The organism is Pseudoalteromonas sp. OANN1 (assembly GCF_024124685.1).
Classification (GTDB): Bacteria; Pseudomonadota; Gammaproteobacteria; order Enterobacterales; family Alteromonadaceae; genus Pseudoalteromonas; species Pseudoalteromonas piscicida.
On record NZ_JAMXSE010000002.1, the window covers coordinates 117,283 to 135,465 of the forward strand.

General features: G+C 43.3%; 16 protein-coding genes. 6 read left to right on the plus strand and 10 right to left on the minus strand.

All coding sequences use genetic code 11. From position 1 onward, the window contains the following. Positions 1–27: 27 nt before the first annotated feature. Positions 28–567 carry an isochorismatase family protein gene (locus tag NH462_RS02580; protein WP_223193527.1) on the minus strand — a complete coding sequence of 180 codons (540 nt, stop codon included), beginning with the start codon at positions 565–567 and terminating at the stop codon, positions 28–30. A 103-nt stretch (positions 568–670) separates the two neighbouring features. On the opposite strand from NH462_RS02580, the gene NH462_RS02585 reads away from it, so the two are divergent. Further along, entirely contained in the window at positions 671–1,624 is a 954-nt protein-coding gene (locus NH462_RS02585) for a ribonuclease Z (RefSeq protein WP_253103693.1), read from the plus strand. Here NH462_RS02585 and NH462_RS02590 read toward each other — a convergent pair. Beyond that, complete coding sequence (locus NH462_RS02590; protein WP_253103696.1) at positions 1,621–2,934, minus strand: DUF2252 family protein; 1,314 nt, start codon at positions 2,932–2,934, stop codon at positions 1,621–1,623. The genes NH462_RS02585 and NH462_RS02590 overlap by 4 nt on opposite strands. A gap of 3 nt (positions 2,935–2,937) precedes the next feature. Then, positions 2,938–3,768: a hypothetical protein gene (locus NH462_RS02595; RefSeq protein ID WP_010373016.1), complete on the minus strand. Its 831-nt coding sequence runs from the start codon at positions 3,766–3,768 to the stop codon at positions 2,938–2,940. A gap of 371 nt (positions 3,769–4,139) precedes the next feature. Between NH462_RS02595 and NH462_RS02600 the strand changes: the two genes are divergently transcribed. Beyond that, positions 4,140–7,043, plus strand: coding sequence for a hypothetical protein (locus NH462_RS02600; protein WP_253103699.1), 2,904 nt, complete (start codon positions 4,140–4,142; stop codon positions 7,041–7,043). A 23-nt stretch (positions 7,044–7,066) separates the two neighbouring features. Here the strand turns inward: NH462_RS02600 and NH462_RS02605 are convergent, their stop codons facing one another. Both NH462_RS02605 and NH462_RS02610 read right to left on the minus strand, forming a co-directional pair. Next, positions 7,067–8,005, minus strand: a complete 939-nt coding sequence (locus tag NH462_RS02605; RefSeq protein WP_253103702.1) for an SUMF1/EgtB/PvdO family nonheme iron enzyme — start codon at positions 8,003–8,005, stop codon at positions 7,067–7,069. A gap of 145 nt (positions 8,006–8,150) precedes the next feature. Beyond that, positions 8,151–9,041 carry an SUMF1/EgtB/PvdO family nonheme iron enzyme gene (locus NH462_RS02610; protein ID WP_010373010.1) on the minus strand — a complete coding sequence of 297 codons (891 nt, stop codon included), beginning with the start codon at positions 9,039–9,041 and terminating at the stop codon, positions 8,151–8,153. A 229-nt stretch (positions 9,042–9,270) separates the two neighbouring features. Here NH462_RS02610 and NH462_RS02615 point away from each other — a divergent pair, with 229 nt between their 5' ends. Continuing rightward, on the plus strand, positions 9,271–9,813 hold the full coding sequence (locus NH462_RS02615) for a cysteine hydrolase family protein (protein ID WP_010373007.1): 543 nt from the start codon (positions 9,271–9,273) through the stop codon (positions 9,811–9,813). Positions 9,814–9,974: 161 nt separating this feature from the next. Here NH462_RS02615 and NH462_RS02620 read toward each other — a convergent pair whose 3' ends face one another. Beyond that, positions 9,975–10,334 carry a hypothetical protein gene (locus NH462_RS02620; protein WP_010373005.1) on the minus strand — a complete coding sequence of 120 codons (360 nt, stop codon included), beginning with the start codon at positions 10,332–10,334 and terminating at the stop codon, positions 9,975–9,977. 226 nt (positions 10,335–10,560) lie between these two features. On the opposite strand from NH462_RS02620, the gene NH462_RS02625 reads away from it, so the two are divergent. Next, positions 10,561–11,451 (plus strand): hypothetical protein, encoded by an 891-nt coding sequence (locus NH462_RS02625; RefSeq protein WP_010373003.1) that lies wholly within the window; start codon positions 10,561–10,563, stop codon positions 11,449–11,451. A 79-nt stretch (positions 11,452–11,530) separates the two neighbouring features. On the opposite strand, the gene NH462_RS02630 is transcribed toward NH462_RS02625, so the two are convergent. From NH462_RS02630 to NH462_RS02640, 3 genes are all read right to left on the minus strand, one after another. Continuing rightward, positions 11,531–12,334, minus strand: coding sequence for a DUF1338 domain-containing protein (locus tag NH462_RS02630; RefSeq protein WP_010373001.1), 804 nt, complete (start codon positions 12,332–12,334; stop codon positions 11,531–11,533). 76 nt (positions 12,335–12,410) lie between these two features. Then, on the minus strand, positions 12,411–13,436 hold the full coding sequence (astA, locus tag NH462_RS02635; RefSeq protein WP_010372999.1) for an arginine N-succinyltransferase: 1,026 nt from the start codon (positions 13,434–13,436) through the stop codon (positions 12,411–12,413). Positions 13,437–13,466: 30 nt separating this feature from the next. After that, positions 13,467–14,672, minus strand: coding sequence for an aspartate aminotransferase family protein (locus tag NH462_RS02640; RefSeq protein ID WP_253103705.1), 1,206 nt, complete (start codon positions 14,670–14,672; stop codon positions 13,467–13,469). Between the two features lie 184 nt (positions 14,673–14,856). Here NH462_RS02640 and NH462_RS02645 point away from each other — a divergent pair, with 184 nt between their 5' ends. Further along, a complete protein-coding gene (locus NH462_RS02645; protein WP_010372995.1) occupies positions 14,857–15,285 on the plus strand; it encodes an Lrp/AsnC family transcriptional regulator in 429 nt (142 codons plus the stop codon). 139 nt (positions 15,286–15,424) lie between these two features. Here NH462_RS02645 and NH462_RS02650 read toward each other — a convergent pair whose 3' ends face one another. Further along, the gene (locus NH462_RS02650) at positions 15,425–17,326 is read right to left on the minus strand and encodes an EAL domain-containing protein (RefSeq protein WP_253103708.1); all 1,902 of its coding nucleotides are present in this window, start codon (positions 17,324–17,326) and stop codon (positions 15,425–15,427) included. Positions 17,327–17,882: 556 nt separating this feature from the next. Between NH462_RS02650 and NH462_RS02655 the strand changes: the two genes are divergently transcribed. Beyond that, a complete protein-coding gene (locus NH462_RS02655; RefSeq protein WP_010372991.1) occupies positions 17,883–18,182 on the plus strand; it encodes an isoamylase early set domain-containing protein in 300 nt (99 codons plus the stop codon). Position 18,183 lies beyond the last annotated feature (1 nt).

Sequence of the window (18,183 nt, forward strand, 5' to 3'; positions counted from 1 at the left end):
GGAATACGCTTTCACTGTGCTAGCCGATCACTTAACTAACGCTGAAATTGCCTTAAATTGCTCATTCTTGGCCGATTTTAGCCACTGAAATAAAATAGACTCTAAAGCCAAAAAGCGTGCGCCATCGGCCTGCATCTGCATTAGCGCCCAATCTGTGTGTTTTGGATTACGTGAGCAAATACCATCGGCAACAATCACCACGTTGAAATTGTCCGCAAGCAGGTCATTGACGGTTTGTTGTACACAGATATGACTTTCGAGACCAACCACGACGATGGTGTCGCGTTTATATTCTTGAATAGCTTGCTTGCAAGATTCAACGTGGTAGGCGCTAAATGCGGTTTTTTCGATAACCGGGAGATTAAATTCAAGTAAGCTCGGTGCTGTATGGCCAAGTCCTTTGGGATATTGCTCAAAAATCAGTGCAGGAACAGACAAATGTTCTGCAGCTTGTAGCAAGGTGGTTACTTGGCGCTCGATATCGCCAAATACCTCAATATGAGGACGAAATTTTTCTTGAATATCGATCACTAAGATCATGCTGTCCGAAGGTATCAAATTCATCATCTTCTCCTTAGAGATTACGTTGCAAGGCGAGCACGCGCGCTTCGCTATTACGTTATATATTCGTTACAATGGTATACCCACTTAAAAAGTAAACGGTTTTGGCGTGAAAGTACATTTTCTTGGCACTTCTTCAGGTAGCCCATCTAAGCAACGTAATATGTCGGCAGCGGCAGTAAGCTTTGAAAATACCAAAGCCTGGGTACTAATTGACTGCGCCGAAGCGACCCAGCATGCACTGCTACACAGTGAGTTAACCCTATATCATCTCGAAGCAATTTGTATTACTCACCTTCATGGGGATCATTGCTATGGATTACCCGGATTCATTTCATCCATGGCGTTAAACTCTCGCAAAGCGCCGCTAAAATTAATTGCGCCGAGGGCTGTTATTCAGTTTGTGCAAAGCTGTTTTACACTGACAGAGGTGAGGTTGAGTTTTGACTTAATCACCATCGCCTTTGAAGAAATAAACGATAAGTTACAACTTGAATGTTGCGATATCGAAACCATAGCGCTACAACACAGAGTGCCCAGTGTTGGCTATAAACTCACGGAAAAGTGCATTCCTCGCAAGTTGAAAATAGACAAACTTCAGCAAGATGGCATTGCGTCTGGCGGCCACTACAACCTATTGCAAAAGGGCCAAGACGTAGAATATCAAGGCCGACTTTTAACCTCGGATGACTACAGTTTTTATAGTTGGCAACCTCGAGTTGCAATAATTTGTGGTGATAACGAAAAGCCCGGCTTGCTATCGCAGATGATAAAAGGAGTCGATTTTCTTGTTCATGAAGCTACCTTTACCGCTGCAGATCTTCATAAAGTGGGCTTTCATACAGGGCATAGCGATGCCAAGCGCATCGCTCAATTTGCACAATTGCATCAAGTGCCCATGCTCGCGCTCACTCATTTTAGCGTGCGCTATCATGGTGAGGGCATGCTGCAGCCTCTTATAGAAGAGGCCAAGTTGCACTTTAGCAATGCACTCATCATCGCAGAGGATGGTCTGATTGTAGACATTCCAAAGCAAAAGCAAGTTGAGTGCGCAACTGCTTAGCTCTGGGATTGCTCGCAAAACCAACGCCAATCGGCTACGACTTGTTCGCTGTAATGACTGGCCGATTTGACCAATTCATCGATGAGACTAGGCAAAATGGCTACTGCATCTTCTTGAAATTGTAAGGAGCGTCTATCTGCTCGCATATGTGAAAGGGCAAGGGCTTCACCGCAAGCTTCTGCATATTGGCTAAAGCCCGACTTAGTCGCTGCACGCTTACCAATGGTGATGTCTTCTGGGTCTATACCAACGCGAGCATGATGGCGCGAGCGTACCAGCCAGTGACTGCCTTGCCACAGTGCATTATCTAAAATGAGATCGGTACGGCGCTGCATTTTTCTTTGACTGTTGACGGTTAAGTGTGCGGGATCTAAGCGATTCACTGGGCTTAAATTTGCAAAGTAAGCAAGAGGCGAAGCGAGTTGCTGTTGTTTTACCTCCACAATGTGGCATAGCGGCAAAATATCTTTAGTGGGCTTTTGTACGTTTGGGCCAACCAACAAATAATATCTGCTCAGATGCAATGAGCCTGTGCCTTGGTCGATACGCTCAACACAATCTAAAATTTCGTCATCAACATAGGGCGCAAAGTGATGAATAAGGTTTTCTTTTAAATCGGGGTCAAGTTGCTTAAACTTCAGTTTGTCTTCGCGAAAACGTAGCGGTTTAATGCTGAGGTCGATTTCCTTAGCAAGTGTACTTTTAATCGTAAACGCGGCGCCCCCCGCCATTCTTTGCAACCCTTTTTGCCATCGTTTATGTAATATATGGTTATTATCAAACTCGGTTAAGCCTGTGTTGCTATCGACCTTATGTTCCAGCGACAACTGACAAGCTTTTAGGTAGCTGTGTAAAAAGTCCAATTGTGCTTGGGCAACTAGCTCTTTACTAACCAAAGGTTTACTTCTGTCTTTAATATCCTGTGCTTGTTCTTGAATACGGCCACCTTCTAGTTGGGTAAGCGGTAAACTCACTAAAAAGCGAAACAGGTCCCACACAGCGTGTCCGACGCAGGCATCATCGAAGTCATTAGGTTCAAAAATTAGGGTATCGCCGTGGCTGCCTTCTTCACTATGAAAGCCAAAATTGCCCGTATGACAATCGCCCATTACGTAGGTGAGTGGCAGGATGGTGGCCGCTTCAGGTAACTGTAGTTGTTGCTCCAGTAAGTCCTTATACATAAGCGCGGCACTACCACGGAAGAACCGAAATGGACTGAGTCTCATTTTGTCGAATTTACTGCACTCATTGCTTACGTGAATGCCTTCACGCTCATTAAAGTAAGATGCAAGATAGTCGTGACGATTCATGGATTAGTCCTCCCTTTGAACAATACCCAATTGAGATTTTGCCAGTTTTACAACGGCTTTATCGATAGGTGGGGGACTAATATCAACCCCCTTGCTTAGTGCTTCGACAATGGTTTTCATCACTTGTACGCGGGCATACCATTTATGTTCCGCGAGGATCAAATGCCATCCCGCTAAATTCGTATCGGTTTTAGCAAACATATCATCAATTGCTTGCTCATAATCTTGTCGCTTTTGGCGGTTGCGAATATCTTCTTCCGTTAGTTTCCAGCGCTTATACGGATTATTTAAACGCTCTGTAAAGCGTTTGAGTTGTTCGTCTTCGCTAATGTGTAAAAATAGCTTAACGATGCGGACATTATCATCCGTCAGCAGACGCTCAAATTCATTGATTTCTTGATAGGCGCGGCGCCACTCTTGCTCACTAGCAAATGCTTCAACCCGTTCTACCAACACTCGGCCGTAGTATGAACGGTCAAAAATAGTCATAGTGCCCCGAGGTGGTAGCTTAGTTTGAAAGCGGTATAAGTAATGCCGGCCTTGTTCCTCAGGCGTTGGTTTTGCGATTGGGTAAACCTTAACGCCGCGTGGATCGAGCTTTTCTGTCATGCGGCGAATAGCGCCTCCTTTACCAGCCGCATCCCAGCCTTCAAACACTAAAATAGCGCGCTTCCCTTGATGAAAATAGGCTTGTTGCACATGTAATAGTTGGGTTTGCCAGTACTTTAACTCGCTTTTGTAGTGTTTTTTTGAATCAATAGCGGGGTGTGTCATGGGAGGCTTTACACTTAGCCCACGATTCAGCGCCTTTATTTCTGATACATAACTGGTCATGCTAACTCCTTTAATCGCCTTTGGTTAAGTTGGCCCTGTTGCTATCAAAGTGCTTTTCAACGCGAAAATATTACCGCACCAACTAACTTTTGAGCGTGTTAGAGTAACCTAGATTAAACTCTACAGGGACTTTTTGACAATGATATGTCATACCATTTTGTCTTACACTTCCTTAATTTGAGGGAGATAATCAGGCGCTAACGGCGTTAAAAATTTCTCATCATTTAGAACAGGTAAATGGCAAAATTTTTCCTTGATTGAATAACTGACTCCATCGGTATAAAATCTACCCCGAATAATATCTCGCGCTCATTGGTGAGTAGCAAATTGCATTGATGAGGAACAACCGGAATAAACAAGGAAGGATTGGCATGAAGCCTTTTGACAAGTGGCCTGCGCTTGTGCAAGACGCACAGCAAGGTACATTCGATGATTCACTTTTTCAGTCAGATTCAGACGTAAAAAATTCGGCACAACCAACCAGGTTGCCGATGGCTAAAGTGCCCACCATCATTCTTAAAGCACTTAACCCCCATCACACTGACTATATACGTATTGATCCAAAAGACGCTCGTTACTGGCATGGGGGACTTCATCATCATGACGATAGACAACTACTTGTTATTTCAAATAACCAAGCACAACGTCTCAAAACGGTTTCGCAAGGCAATATAAAGGAGATCTTTGCGTTTATTAAAAAGTCAACGCTTGAGGCTAACGTGGAAGGTCAGCTCAGTTCTGGTGGCAGTAAAGGCTTCTCGGGTGGGGCGGGAGAGTTAAGCCAAAACGGTGCACATTTAGGTGCTGCAGTTAAATATGCTGCTACAAGCGATGCCTCAAAAAATGATGGTGTGGGCTTCAATAGTAGCCAAGGAGTAGGTACAACGCGACCGTCAATGGGTAAGAGTAACGCTGGCATTAAAAAAACACCCACTAAGCTAGAAAGTACAGCACAACCCATAGATACTATTGCGCCATCTGTCATTATTGGTCAACCAAATCCAAAGCAAATCGTAAAATTAGAGCAAAACCAAGCTACTAAAAGACGTTTTGCAAATCATGTATTAGGGCCGGGAGAAACTGCCGCGAGTGTTGTCGAGCAGTATACTGGCACACCGAATGAAAGCCGTATATATGGCTTCAACCATCCTCAGTTTACTATAAAAAATCCTCCCAAAGCGGGTGATAAAGTCAGGGTGAATACCGGCTTTGATGTACTCGTTAAAGGGCAATTTTATAACAGCAATAGCGTTAACCTAATCTGGAAAGGACCAACGTCGGGTTCAAAATCAGCCATATTGGAGCAAGTGAATGGCAAATATCTACCAGACAGAGGCTACGATTGGGAGTTGGCGCTACCGCTTGTGGCGGGGGAATACACATTAACCGCTGAAGCCGGAGGTGCGACGCACTCAGTGAGTTTTTCGGTTGAAGAATCCGAAGACCAACTGGAAATTATTGGCTTTTTATATATTCCAGAAGATAACAGCTTTATAGCAGTCACCCAGTCACTTGCCGATATTTTAGAGCAAGAAATGGAAGTACTTAACCCTCCCATGGAGCAGTTAAAGCAAGCGCTGGCTGGACAACAAGACCTCTCGAAGCAAGATGATAAAGTAATTGATGCCAAAAAGGCGTTAAACGAGACTTTAAAACCACTTGTTTCAGGCCCTACCGCTAATAAAATTACCGAAGTCATTGGCTTTAAAGGCCGAAAGTATACCTATGTGCGTAGTGATAAAATGGCCAACCACTTTAGACGCTACAAAATTGATACGGACATTCGAAACGGTCGTCGTTTTAGCGATGCGAATGGCAACTTAGACCGTAAGAAACTGAACAAAGCGCTTAAAAATGATTTGAGCAAGCTAAAGGTCAATTTTAAGTATGATAAGAAGCTCGTCGACACGTATACAACCATATGGGGCGAATGGGCTAGGGAGCTTAATAAAGATCTAAATATAAAAAGGTTTGAAAAAAGCGACTATTTTGATGCCAGTGCAGAGGCGCGATTAATGCGCTACACCCATGGTGCAGGCATTGCTGCAAACTTTAGCCCAAAGGATGGTGTCTTTTCATTTCAAGCGGATGGCAAAGTCGATTTTGCTGTCGGTGAAGCAAAAGCTGCAATGAGTGGTTACTACCCTAATAAAAAGGGCTATGAATTTAAGTTTATGATGCCGCTTAAAAATACGACCAAAGAGCGTGAGATAAACTTAGGCGCGATCCGATTAAATGCGACCATTGCCTTTTTTGGCTATGCAGGTGCTAAATTACAAGCGGCGGCAAATGTAGGCTGTACAGTAAAGCAAGGTAAAATGATGCTTGAGGGGTTAACCCCTGAACAAGTAAAAGCACTTAGCCGTGCCGATCGCAAGTTTGAACCTGTAAAAGGTGAGCTCAGCGCATTTGCTGGGGTATCGGCAGGCTGTGAGTTAACGGGTGCTTTGCAGTGGGATAATCCAGAAAAATCTGGTAAATCTAGTTTTTGTGATCTAGCTAAACTAGGTGGAAAGGCAGAAGGCGCATTTGGCGCCGGTGCACACGCTGGATGTTTTATTGGTTATGAAAACGGAAAGTTTATACTTCGCGCGAAATTGGGACTTATCTGGGGCGTAGGTGCTGGCGGAGAATTAGTTTGTGAGATAGGTGTAGATGAAATTGTCACGCTTGCCCAATTTGTTTATCACCAGCTTAAAAATAATGATTATGATTACCTAGCATTTATCCAAGAAGATGCTTTTAAAGTGCTCTACAAAGCTGTGGCGATGCATATAGCAACAGGTAAAGATATTATGGAGTTTGTTGGCGGTTCTGCTGAGGATATAGATGAGTGGTGGCAGACAAAAGTGTTTATTCATGAACAAGCAAGGGAAATTATGGGTAGGGTACGGCTGAAACCAGAAATGCTCAAATTCACCGTACCTGAGGGTAAAGGAGCAATGTTAAATTTACTCGCTAATCCAAATTTAGCGAGTTTAATTGACTCGGGTACCTATAGTTGGTCTGGCTTAAATGAGCAGCGCGAGAATGCCATTATTATTGTACTTAAGCATATTCTTTGTACTGAAGAGTTAGATGAAGTATTACAGCATATGGGAGAGGGCGGCGCAAAATGTAGCCGAGAAGAGGGCTTATCTCAGCTTAATAGTATTTTAGAAGGTGCTCAGCAGCGTGAGTTTGATGCATGGAGACGTAAACTACCAAGTCGAGCACGTTCCGGTTCTGTTGCAGTAGCTATGCTCAATACAAATCCATTTGTTGCAATGGTGTAATAGATGTTGTGCAGCCAAAGCTGTTACTTTGACTGCACAACTAGGGGATTAGATTGATTTAGAGCACAACGAAAACCAGTAACTCTGTACGCTTTTTCCAATTTTTCAGATTCTTGGCGGGTATATACATTACTACCGCGAGGTGATTCCAAGAACATCCCGCCACGCCTTACTTTTTTAGTTCCCGAGCTAGGCCCTTTGGGATCCAATTCTGGGGAGTGTTGATAATAATCTTCAGCCCACCAGTCATTGACCCACTCAATCATATTGCCGCTTAAATCATAAAATCCTAATGGGTTAGCGGGGTATGTGCCAGAAGGCTCCGCATAATCAGTATTTAGTTCATAATTCCGGCCTTCTTCTATCCACCCGTTATCTGTGGCAAAAAGAATATTCTCGCCACGGTTTCTTGCTGCAAATTCCCATTGTGCTTCTGTTGGTAAATCAAAGGGTAGCTGGGTTAGCTCAGCGAGCCATAAGCAATAGTTTTTTGCACTATACCAACTCACCCCCGCAGGGAATTCAGGTGCGCGCCAAACTTCCCCTTCACCCCAATCCTCCCACATGGTTTTTGGTAGGTCATTTACTGCGGTATATAAATCAAAATCGCCATAGCTTACCTCATAAGCGCCCATCGAATAGCTGGTAAGGGTCACCTTATGAGCGGGTTTATTATCGCGGGCTATGGTCCAAGGCAAGTTATTAGGGCCTCCGCCATCGCCCATCATAAAGCTGCCGCCTTCAACAAACACCATTTGGGCTTTTGAGCGCTCAATAAGTGCTTGCACTTGTTTGTCTTGCTCGCCATTAAGCGCGTCTATTTGTTGGTCAAGGTCGTCGCACCCAGTCATTACCACACACAGTAATGTAACGCTGGGAATGGTTGTGTATTGATTGGCAAGAATATCGCGCCAGTTAATGTTGGCAAAGTGGGAGAGTGAATGTATCCGTTTATTTTCCATATGGTGACTTTCCGTATGTTACTTATTTATCCTTAGTGCAGCTCAAGCATACCAAGCGTACAGGCGAAATCAAAATCGCGACAGCATAAAGTAAGTAGTTTGAATAAACGCTGACTTTTACGGTGATAAATGCGATGGCAATGAGCTAGTTAACTGATTGAACAGGAATTGGCTTCGCTTGATTTAGAGCACAACGAAAACCAGTAACTCTATATGCTTTTTCCAATTTTTCAGATTCTTGCCGTGTATATACATTACTGCCACGGGGAGACTCTAAAAACATCCCGCCACGCATAACCTTTTTTGTGCCTTCTTTTGGTCCTTTGGGATCCTGCTCTGGGGTGTGTTGATAGTAATCCTCAGCCCACCAGTCATTGACCCATTCAATCATATTGCCGCTTAAGTCATAAAACCCCAATGGGTTAGGTGGATAGGTGCCACTAATATGCGGTTCAGGCTCTTCGGCGAGAGAGTAATTTACACCGAGTTCAAGCATACCAGTATTGGTGGCAAACAAAATGTTTTCACCACGGTTTCGTGCTGCAAATTCCCACTGTGCTTCGGTTGGTAAATCAATTGGGAGTTGTGTGAGTTTTGCCAGCCATAAGCAATAGTTCTTGGCATCATACCAGTTCACCCCCGCAGAGAATTCAGGAGCACGCCAAATTTCATCTTTATCCCATTTTGTCCACATGGTTTTTGGTAGGTCATTTACTGCGGTATATAAATCAAAATCGCCATAGCTTACCTCATAAGCGCCCATCGAATAGCTGGTAAGGGTCACCTTATGAGCGGGCTTATTATCGCGGGCTATGGTCCAAGGCAAGTTATTAGGGCCACCGCCATCGCCCATCATAAAGCTGCCGCCTTCAACAAACACCATTTGGGCTTTTGAGCGCTCAATAAGTGCTTGCACTTGTTTGTCTTGCTCGCCAGTAAGCGCGTCTATTTGTTGGCCAAGGTCGTCACACCCGCTTATGACCAAGCATAGTAATGTCGCTAAAGGGGGTAATATCTGATGATCAATCTTGTCCATAAGTGTGCTATCCATAAGTTCTTTGCATACACATTTATCATAACTTGTTTAGCTGTATTGAGACATAGCTAATGTGGCAGTAAGACCAATGTATAAATATTAAAATGACAATATAACGCTTGTAATTTATATTGTTTGGGCACTACAACCCTTTGAAAGAATGAATGCTGTTCAAGGTGTTGGCGGCTTTTGAATTTATAAGCAAGATTATGCCCAAAAAGAGTATGCTATGAAATCTGCAGTATTGGTAATTGATGTACAGTGCCTTTTATTCGACCCAGAGCCCAAACCGTATGCAAGTGAAGAGGTGTTAAGCCGAATTAACTTAGTGACAGATTGGGCTCGAAAGCAAGGCATGCCGGTGATCTATATTCAACATGAGCAAAGCGGTACTGCGATTGAGTATGGTAGTGAAGGTTGGCAATTACAATCGGTACTTCAAGTTGACGCCAATGATCTGTTCGTGCGTAAAACCACCCCTGATTCATTTTTAAACACAAATCTGTCTAACATACTTGAAGAACATGGAGCTCAACATATTTATGTTTGTGGTTATGCTACAGAGTTTTGTGTTGATACAACGAGTCGGCGAGCCGCGGGTTTGGGTTATGCAGTTACATTAGTGGCGGATGCCCATACCACACATTGCAAAAAGCACATGTCAGGTGAACAAATAAGAATACACCATAATGCCACACTGCCAAATATCTCCAGTTTTGGAGTGAAAATATCCGCGGTGTCTACTGCCAAAGTTATCGCTTTAGGTGACTGATACAGTCTAATTTTGTTGAGGGGTTACCATTTCCTGTCACTGTTTTCACTTACTCGTCCTAATAACCGACTGTTAAGGGTTATACATGTTATTACACAAGTGTGAAGCAAACCGGAAACGATCCTCCTATAAGTTTTAATCTAAGCCTTTGAACCGAAGGACTATTCAATCCACATCCATGCAATTAAAGGCGGGGTAGTCGCGTTTTTAAATGTGATATTAATTACGATATCGTCTTGCGTGTTCTCGTATTTCGCTGCAAATATCAGCATTGGATCCTGACCTCTTCGAAGAGACGCTAACAAGGTTTTGGATTTTAAGCGGCCAAGCTGCGGCGCGATTTCACGGTATGCCCGTAAAAATCCCTCCTCAGAAACCTTTTTGGCTAAGTCGGCGGTTATTACAGATAAATATGCTTGATAGTTTCCTCTCTCATGCGCTTTCAAAGCATTGTCGACAACAGGCATGAGAAGGTTAAGCGCCTCTTCTTCTGTTGAACCAAACGTTCCAAAATAATTCATAACTAGTATCCTTGTCTAATCCTACTGACTCTTCATCAACAGGTAATGAATATAAGCAATATTTTTAAGTGTCTCAAACACTGTAAAAGTCTAAGTACCTATTTCAACTGTGGGGTTAATACTTTTATACTAGGGTCTGTTGATCCTTGCTGCTGCAAAAACAAACTTGAAAGATAAACAGGCCCTAACTTACGAGTAAGCAACGTTATTTAATAAGGAGATAGTAATGAATGCTTATAATATCGAAATATTGAAACAATCCATTGACGATAAAACACGCTTTGATGGCTGGGTATTTGGTTTGCCCCCCGGAATTAAAGCCAATCAATGGCCGCTTGACCCACATACCGGTTATCCGCTAAAGCACAGCTTTACACTAAAATTGCCAGAGGGCTATCGCACTGATGAGAATGCGTATGCGGTTAGCTTTTTTGCAATCGCGGTTGAGCATAATGATGGCGGACCCGAATATATTGAAGGGTTAGAAGTGGCGTTATTTGCTGAGCAGTCGCCAGATGAACCGCTATTCGAACCCTTTTGGCAGGCGATGCAAACTGTTCATCCTAGCTGTAAGTTTGCAGCGGATACGCTAGATTGTTATTACGCAACGCTCCTGCTTAGTGAAGCTGAGTTTTACGGCGAGCTCTGTTCACCGCCAACTATTATTGAGCGGCATTTTGAAGATGATGTTTGCGTTCCTGAATGGCTAGTCGAGGGTGGGGCGAGTTGCTTTTGGAAAATGAACTATTCCCAGTACCTCAGTTTGCCAGCTGAAGAGTACCAAATATATCGCGAGCTTGGTGGAATTCCCCCAGAAGCACTGAGTTTTAACCGTGCAATTGCGCTTGTTGCCAACCCTAGTGATCCTAATGCGGGCAAGACGCCCAGCGAATATGAAGATACAGGTTATATTGACCTGTACGAAGGCGACCCTGAGTGGTTAGAGAGTGTTTCGCCAAACCATTTAGGCGGGACGAGTTTAAACGGTCAAGGGATCCCAGATTTTCTTACACCTTACTACATTGAATTCGAAGAGATCTTAGGTGGGCATAACTTTGGCGGAGGGATAGGTATGCTTGATTTGGTAAACCGCGAGTTTGATTGGAGTTGTGGCTAATATTAACTAAAAAAGCAGCCATAAAGGCTGCTTTACAATTTGGGCAGAGTGCTTAGGCAAGCACTGATTTTAAACGCGATTATCTTGCGTTAGTACTTTCAAAGATTTTGTCAGCAGAAGCTGCAACAAAACCAGTATAGATCTCGCCGTCAGGCTTGGCATAACGCAGAGCAAACTCATAGAAGCAGCTTGGAATGCTAAATTCACCATCGTTAAACTGTACGTTTTGATGATCAGCAAGCGTCGAAGATTGCTCTAGTAACACTTCCGGAGAGCCTTTGATTTCGCCGCCAGAGGTGTTTAGTTCAAAACCGTTGTCTTTGAGCGCTTGGTTTACAGCTTCAATTGTGGTGAAGTTCTTCAGGTAGTTGATGCTTACCGTGAAATGGTTTGCACGGTAGCCCCATGCAGACATCCATGCGGCATACTCGCTCTCAGCGAGTAGCTTTTTGTATGTCTCATGAGAAACACGCCAGTGGGTGCCAGAATACAGGAAGTTTTCAGCTGTTACTGCTGACTCGTCGATTTGCTCAACCATGTCTTTAACGATAGCTTGTAGTTCTTCTGAACATTTTTCAACGAGCAGCTCAGAGATAAACACCTTTGGTTTAGTTGGATCTTGGTGTTCATAGTGCTTAGCATATAGCTTTTTCGCTTCAAAGTGGTATTCGCCACACTCTGTATAACCCACAGCTTTAAAATGTGCAGCGAGCTTTTCTAGGCCTACTTTTTCAATATTAAAGGTACGCAATGCAATGTGGTCATTGATCACGTCGTCTTTTTGCGTTGAGCCGAGAAGTTCATGAACTTTAACGGCAGAAGGTGTTACTTCTAGGTAGTTATCCCACAGGTGTTCAAATAGTGTATCTACGTTGTTGTGCATAATGGTTTCCTAATTTTTTGTCTTGGTGACAGCTTGTTAAACGTTATACCAATTGGTATCAGCACGACATTGAAATCTATAGTTTAAATGCGTTTATCAGTTCACCTTGAGTGACATCAAGCGCATTAGCTACCTCTGCGGTCAGCTGAATTTTTTCTTCTGCTTCGCAGAGGTATGCCTGATCGGTAAACGTGGCTTTAAACGCGTCTAATCGACCATTTGAAATAGCAAGGCTAGGGAGCTTGTCTGGTAGTGAAGCGACTATTTCAACCTCACCTTTAAACGACTCTCTAACCGTTCTAATGTTGTCTAGCTTGGCTTCTACCGTTGGACCTGCGTCGAACAAGTCAACATAGCCACGGTGTTCAAACCCTTCTTTTTGTAATAAACGCAAAGCAGGCTTGGTTTTCTCGTGCACTTTACCTATCACAGCTTGTGCTTCTGGACTTAGTAGATTTGCATAGATGGGATACTTGGGCATAAGTTCACAAATAAACACTTTGTCCCCGAGACCGACCAAGTGATCTGCTTGCGGAAATTCAATGCTAAAAAAGTGTTCTTGCAGCCACTGCCAAAATGGCGAATGGCCATGTTCGTCACTTACACCACGCATTTCTGCAATAACGGTATCGCTAAAGCGCTCAGCATGTTCTGCCATAAATAAGAAACGGCTTCTTGAAAGAAAGCGACCAGCTAACCCTTGGCGATGACCTTCACGTAAAAATAGCGTGCAGATCTCAGAGCTTCCGGTGTAGTCGTTACACATCGACAGAATATCAACGGTATTATAGACACCCAAAGTTCTTGAGTGATGTACTGTTTTGCCAAGATGATAGTGATATAAAGGCACAGACATACCTACCGCAGCTTCAATCGCAGTGGTGCCTATAATTTCGCCCGTTTGTGTGTCTTCAAGGACGAACAAATAGCCTTCGTCGTATGGTTTTGACACTGACTTTGCAAAGCTTTCAACTGAGCGGTTAATTTTATTAGACAACAATTCGTCATCTACTGGCAGTGAGGTAAACCCATGGCCAGATTCAACCGCAATGGTTTTTAGCGCGTCGAAGTCAGTTTTTTGTATTGGTCTTAATACTAACATGAGAAAGAGGAGACCGAGGTCCCCAGCTCCTTAGCCGTTTACTACTGCAGCAACCGCTTGTTCAAAGCGTGCTAGACCTTCTTGGATCTCTTCATCAGTGATCACAAGAGAAGGCGTAAAACGAACTACGTTAGTGCCAGCAACTAACGACATTAAACCGTGCTCTGCACTTGCTACCAGGAAGTCGCGTGCACGGCCTTCAAATTTGTCATTGAGCACTGCACCTAGAAGAAGACCTTTACCGCGCACTTCAGAAAATACATTGTATTTGTCGTTAATGGCATTTAGACCATCTCTGAATAGTTGCTCTTTGGCTTTTACGCCAGCTAACACCGATTCTGTATTTACTGTGTCAAATGCAGCTTCCGCTACCGCGCATGCTAGTGGATTACCACCATAAGTTGAGCCATGGGTGCCGACTTTAAGGTGAGCTGCAATTTCAGTGGTGGTAAGCATAGCGCCAATAGGGAAACCGCCACCTAGTGCTTTTGCGCTAGTAAGGATATCAGGTGTTACACCCAGTCCTTGATAAGCATATAGATCACCAGTTCGGCCAACACCCGTTTGTACTTCATCAAAAATAAGTAGCGCGTTGTGTTTATCACATAGTTCGCGCACAGCTTGGACAAACTCAGCATTTGGAGAAATAATCCCGCCTTCACCTTGAAGCGGTTCCATCATGACTGCGCAAGTATTGTCTGAGATTGTTTTTTCAAATGCAGCTAAATCGTTATAGTCGATATGAGTGATATCAGCAGGTTTTGGACCAAAACCATCAGAATAGGCTGCTTGACCACCAACCGTTACCGTGAAGAAAGTGCGACCATGGAAGCCTTTGTTGAATGCGATAATTTGCGTTTTTTCTGCACCAAATTTATCCAGAGCCCAACGACGCGCAAGTTTAAGTGCCGCCTCGTTTGCTTCAGCGCCTGAGTTTGCGAAATAGACTTTTTCTGCGAACGTTGCATCAGTTAACTTTTTGGCAAGGCGAAGCGCCGGCTCGTTGGTCATCACATTTGATAAGTGCCAAATTTTTTCGCCTTGTTCTCTAAGTGCAGAGACGAGCGCAGGATGACAATGGCCTAGACAGTTTACGGCGATACCGCCTGCAAAATCGATGAACTCTTTACCTGTCTGATCCCATACGCGAGAGCCTTGGCCTTTAACTGGAATAACGGCTGACGGGTTGTAGTTTGGAACCATGACTTCATCGAATAATTCGCGATTTGCTTGCATGACGCTTTCTCCTAAATTGTTATCATTTTGCGGTATTACTGTCGTGCAGAAGCTGTTTACTTGTTGTTCTGCTCACAGCCAACTTGCTATTTCTTCATTATTACGCGCTTTTGTAATAATTTGCAGTGCAATAATTCACATATTTGCTATCATTTATGTCAAATTAACATGGTTAAATTGCAAAATGATTAGTTCACAAGACGAAAAGCTCATTGCACTGTTGCGTAATAACGCACGAGAGAGCATCTCTGAGTTGGCACGTAAGTTAGACCTTTCCAGAACCACAGTACAAAATCGTATCGCAAAATTAGAGCAAAATGGCGTAATTAAAGGCTATCGCGTAGAGTTTGCTGAGCAGTATATGGACGATTTAGTATCGGCACACGTTTCTATTAAGGTAAAACAAAAACTCACTACAAAGGCGAATTTAGCATTGCAGCAGTTGCCAAATGTTTCTGCACTCTATGCCATTAGTGGGGAATATGACTTGATTGCTATTGTTGAAGCACAGAGTTTGGAGCAGTTGAGTCATCTGCTAGATGAAATCGGTAATTTAGAGGGGATTGAGCGTACCAATTCGTCGGTTATCCTAGAAACCAAATTTAAGCGATAAATAACCTTACCTTGGTTCAGATTAAATACTGTGGGCGTTCATCACGATTTGCCAAGCACCCAACTTATAGCATAATAGGTTTCCTAGCGTGGAAGGTGCAGTATATAGCTAACTTTTTTCGCTTAACTATTAACAGCAGCTACCCAACTTGCTCTGGTAACCAAATGCTGGTGCCAGTGGCTGCAATATGATTCACATTGCCATTTAACACTTTGCTACCCACATTATTTGAGCTTTCAGGCCGACTCACTAAATACCCCTGTACACAGCTAATTCCTAAGTTTTTAACTAGCTCAAATTGTTCGGTTTGTTCAACGCCCTCGGCAACAATCTTTAATTCTAACTGCTGCCCAAGTTCACTGATGGAATTGAGGATCTTACGATACTTAGGGTTGCTATTGGCTTGAGTAATAAACAGTTTATCGATTTTTATCACATCGATAGGTAAATCGGCGAGGGTGCTTAGCGAGCTAAAACCTGTTCCAAAGTCGTCTATTGCGACACTTATTCCTGCATCTCGGCATTGTTGCAATTGTGAAATCGTTTCATTGCTGGCCTTGATAAGAGTGGATTCCGTGATCTCCAGCATCAAAGCAGTGGCTGGTAGACCGGTTTTTTCTAGGGCCGCATTTACCCATTCAAAGACCTTTCTGTGTTTTAGTTGTATTCCAGAAACGTTAACTGAGATTTTTACCTTTTTCATCCCTGCATTATGCCATGCACACATTTGCCTACACGACTCAAGTAGGATCCAATCACCAAGCTCTAAAATTAAATTAGACTCCTCTGCAATTGGAATAAATTCGGCCGGTGGAATTTGCCCTTCTATCGGATGGTTCCAGCGAATAAGCGCCTCAAAATAGTCAATAGCACAATCTTCAACATGCACTATCGGTTGGAATGACAGATAAAAGCTTTGCGCAGAGATAGCGAGTCGTAACTCTTCCAATAGGTAATGATAACGTCGCATTTTCGACCCCATTTCGGGGGAATAAACTTTAAAAATTCCACGACCATCCGTTTTTGCTCTGTACATGGCAACATCAGCCATCTGTAATAACGAGTTCGGTGTTGCCGCACTATCTGGGTATACCGCGATGCCGATACTTGCTCCAATTTTGACAAGCTTATTGCCAAGTAAGAAATCACGCTCTATATCACTAAGAATGGACTGGGCGATTTCTGTGCACAAGCTTGGATTGTTTAATTTGGGAATAAATAGCGAAAATTCATCGCCGCCGAGTCTTGAAAGGTTTTGTTCAAGGCCATGAATAGGGTGGCAATCTTCTAAACCATATTGGCGAACCACTTTTGCGAGCCGAGCAGCAACTTGGATCAGAATTTCGTCGCCAAAACTGTGGCCAAAGGAATCGTTGACCTGCTTAAAGCCGTCCAAATCAATAAATAGCAGGCCACATTTTTGTTGCGCCAACTCAGCTTGCTTTAACTTTGCCTCAATATGGTCAATATATGCATGTCTATCTATAAGCTTTGTGAGCTTGTCTTGAAAAATTTGAGACTCTGAATGGCGTTTTACGCGTGCAAGATGGCTAGACAAATCGTGGATCGCATGGCTGAGCTTGGCAAGAGAGGACTTATGGTGCAGTGGCGCACTGTCGACCTCTAAACGCGTCAATATTCCACCTACGTCCTTATTCACCTCGCTGATATCTTCATCTTGATTACGGTAGCGGCGCTCTGCTTTAAAAAGATACGCAACAATCGCGAGTAAAGTTGCAATTGAAATGAGAGTGATTGGAGAAGTAAATACGGCATACCAAACTGTACTTACATCCAAATATTTGGGTATTCCGAGTGTTGATTCTACCGCAACATAAGTGTGGTTTCCGCTTGCTGCAAAGTTCAAACCGTGCAGTAGTGGGGAATACCAAGGTGATACCATTGATGCTGTAAGGTGCTCATTTGCCGGGGTTATAGCGATCAGCTCAAGCACGTGAGCCTTAAAAGATAGATGCAGCAATATGACAACAAATAATGTGCCCAGAAATAGGGTACTTGTTAGTCTTATCGCGTTTGGCATGAATAGGCTTTCCTTAGTAATTCAGACTCTTGCATATTACGGAGTAATAATACGTAGATGCGACCTTCATCGCAAAAAATGTAATCTGAAATTATAGTTGCTAACCTAGTTTTTTACACACTTTAGCATTCAGTTGCAAACTTCATCGTGCAAAAGTACTAAAAATTTCACTTTGCAGACTGCTTTATATGAGCGGGATCAATTATTAGTTAAATTCACTTTACATGATAACCATTCTTAACTAGCTTTCTTGTTGACTCTTAATGTGATTGGCTCAGTGATTGCAAGGAACTCATAGCAAACTGAAATCACTGCTTATCTGATTTAGATTGCGCCAAAGCGGTGCAAAATTGCACCAAATTTGTACTGTCATACAAACTCAATATTTGTTTGCTGTACTTAGGGCTGTTGATTTTTAAAGCGAACGGTGAGTTGTCATCTAGTTTCACTTAAATTTCAATATGCTCGACATAAATCGTACACAGTTACCAGTCGTTTGCAGTATTAGCGTACGTCGCTGTGAAATAAGGACTCACAAAAGGTAAACGGGGGTTATATGCTCACTAAACGGTTTTTCAAAACAAAAGACGAAGCAGAAATTACATTTTCATTTTCACACCCAGAAGCGAAAACGGTGGAACTTGCTGGTGATTTTAATGATTGGCAACCCGAGCCGATGAAATTCATCAAAAAAGACAGTGCGTTCAAGCTCAAACACCGTTTACCAACCGACAAAGATTACCACTTCAGATATTTGATTGATGGTGAAGTCTGGGACAATGATCATCAAGCAGATGATTATGTGCCCAACGGCTTTGGAGAAGACAACAGTGTTGTGTCCACAGCGAGAGCGTAAC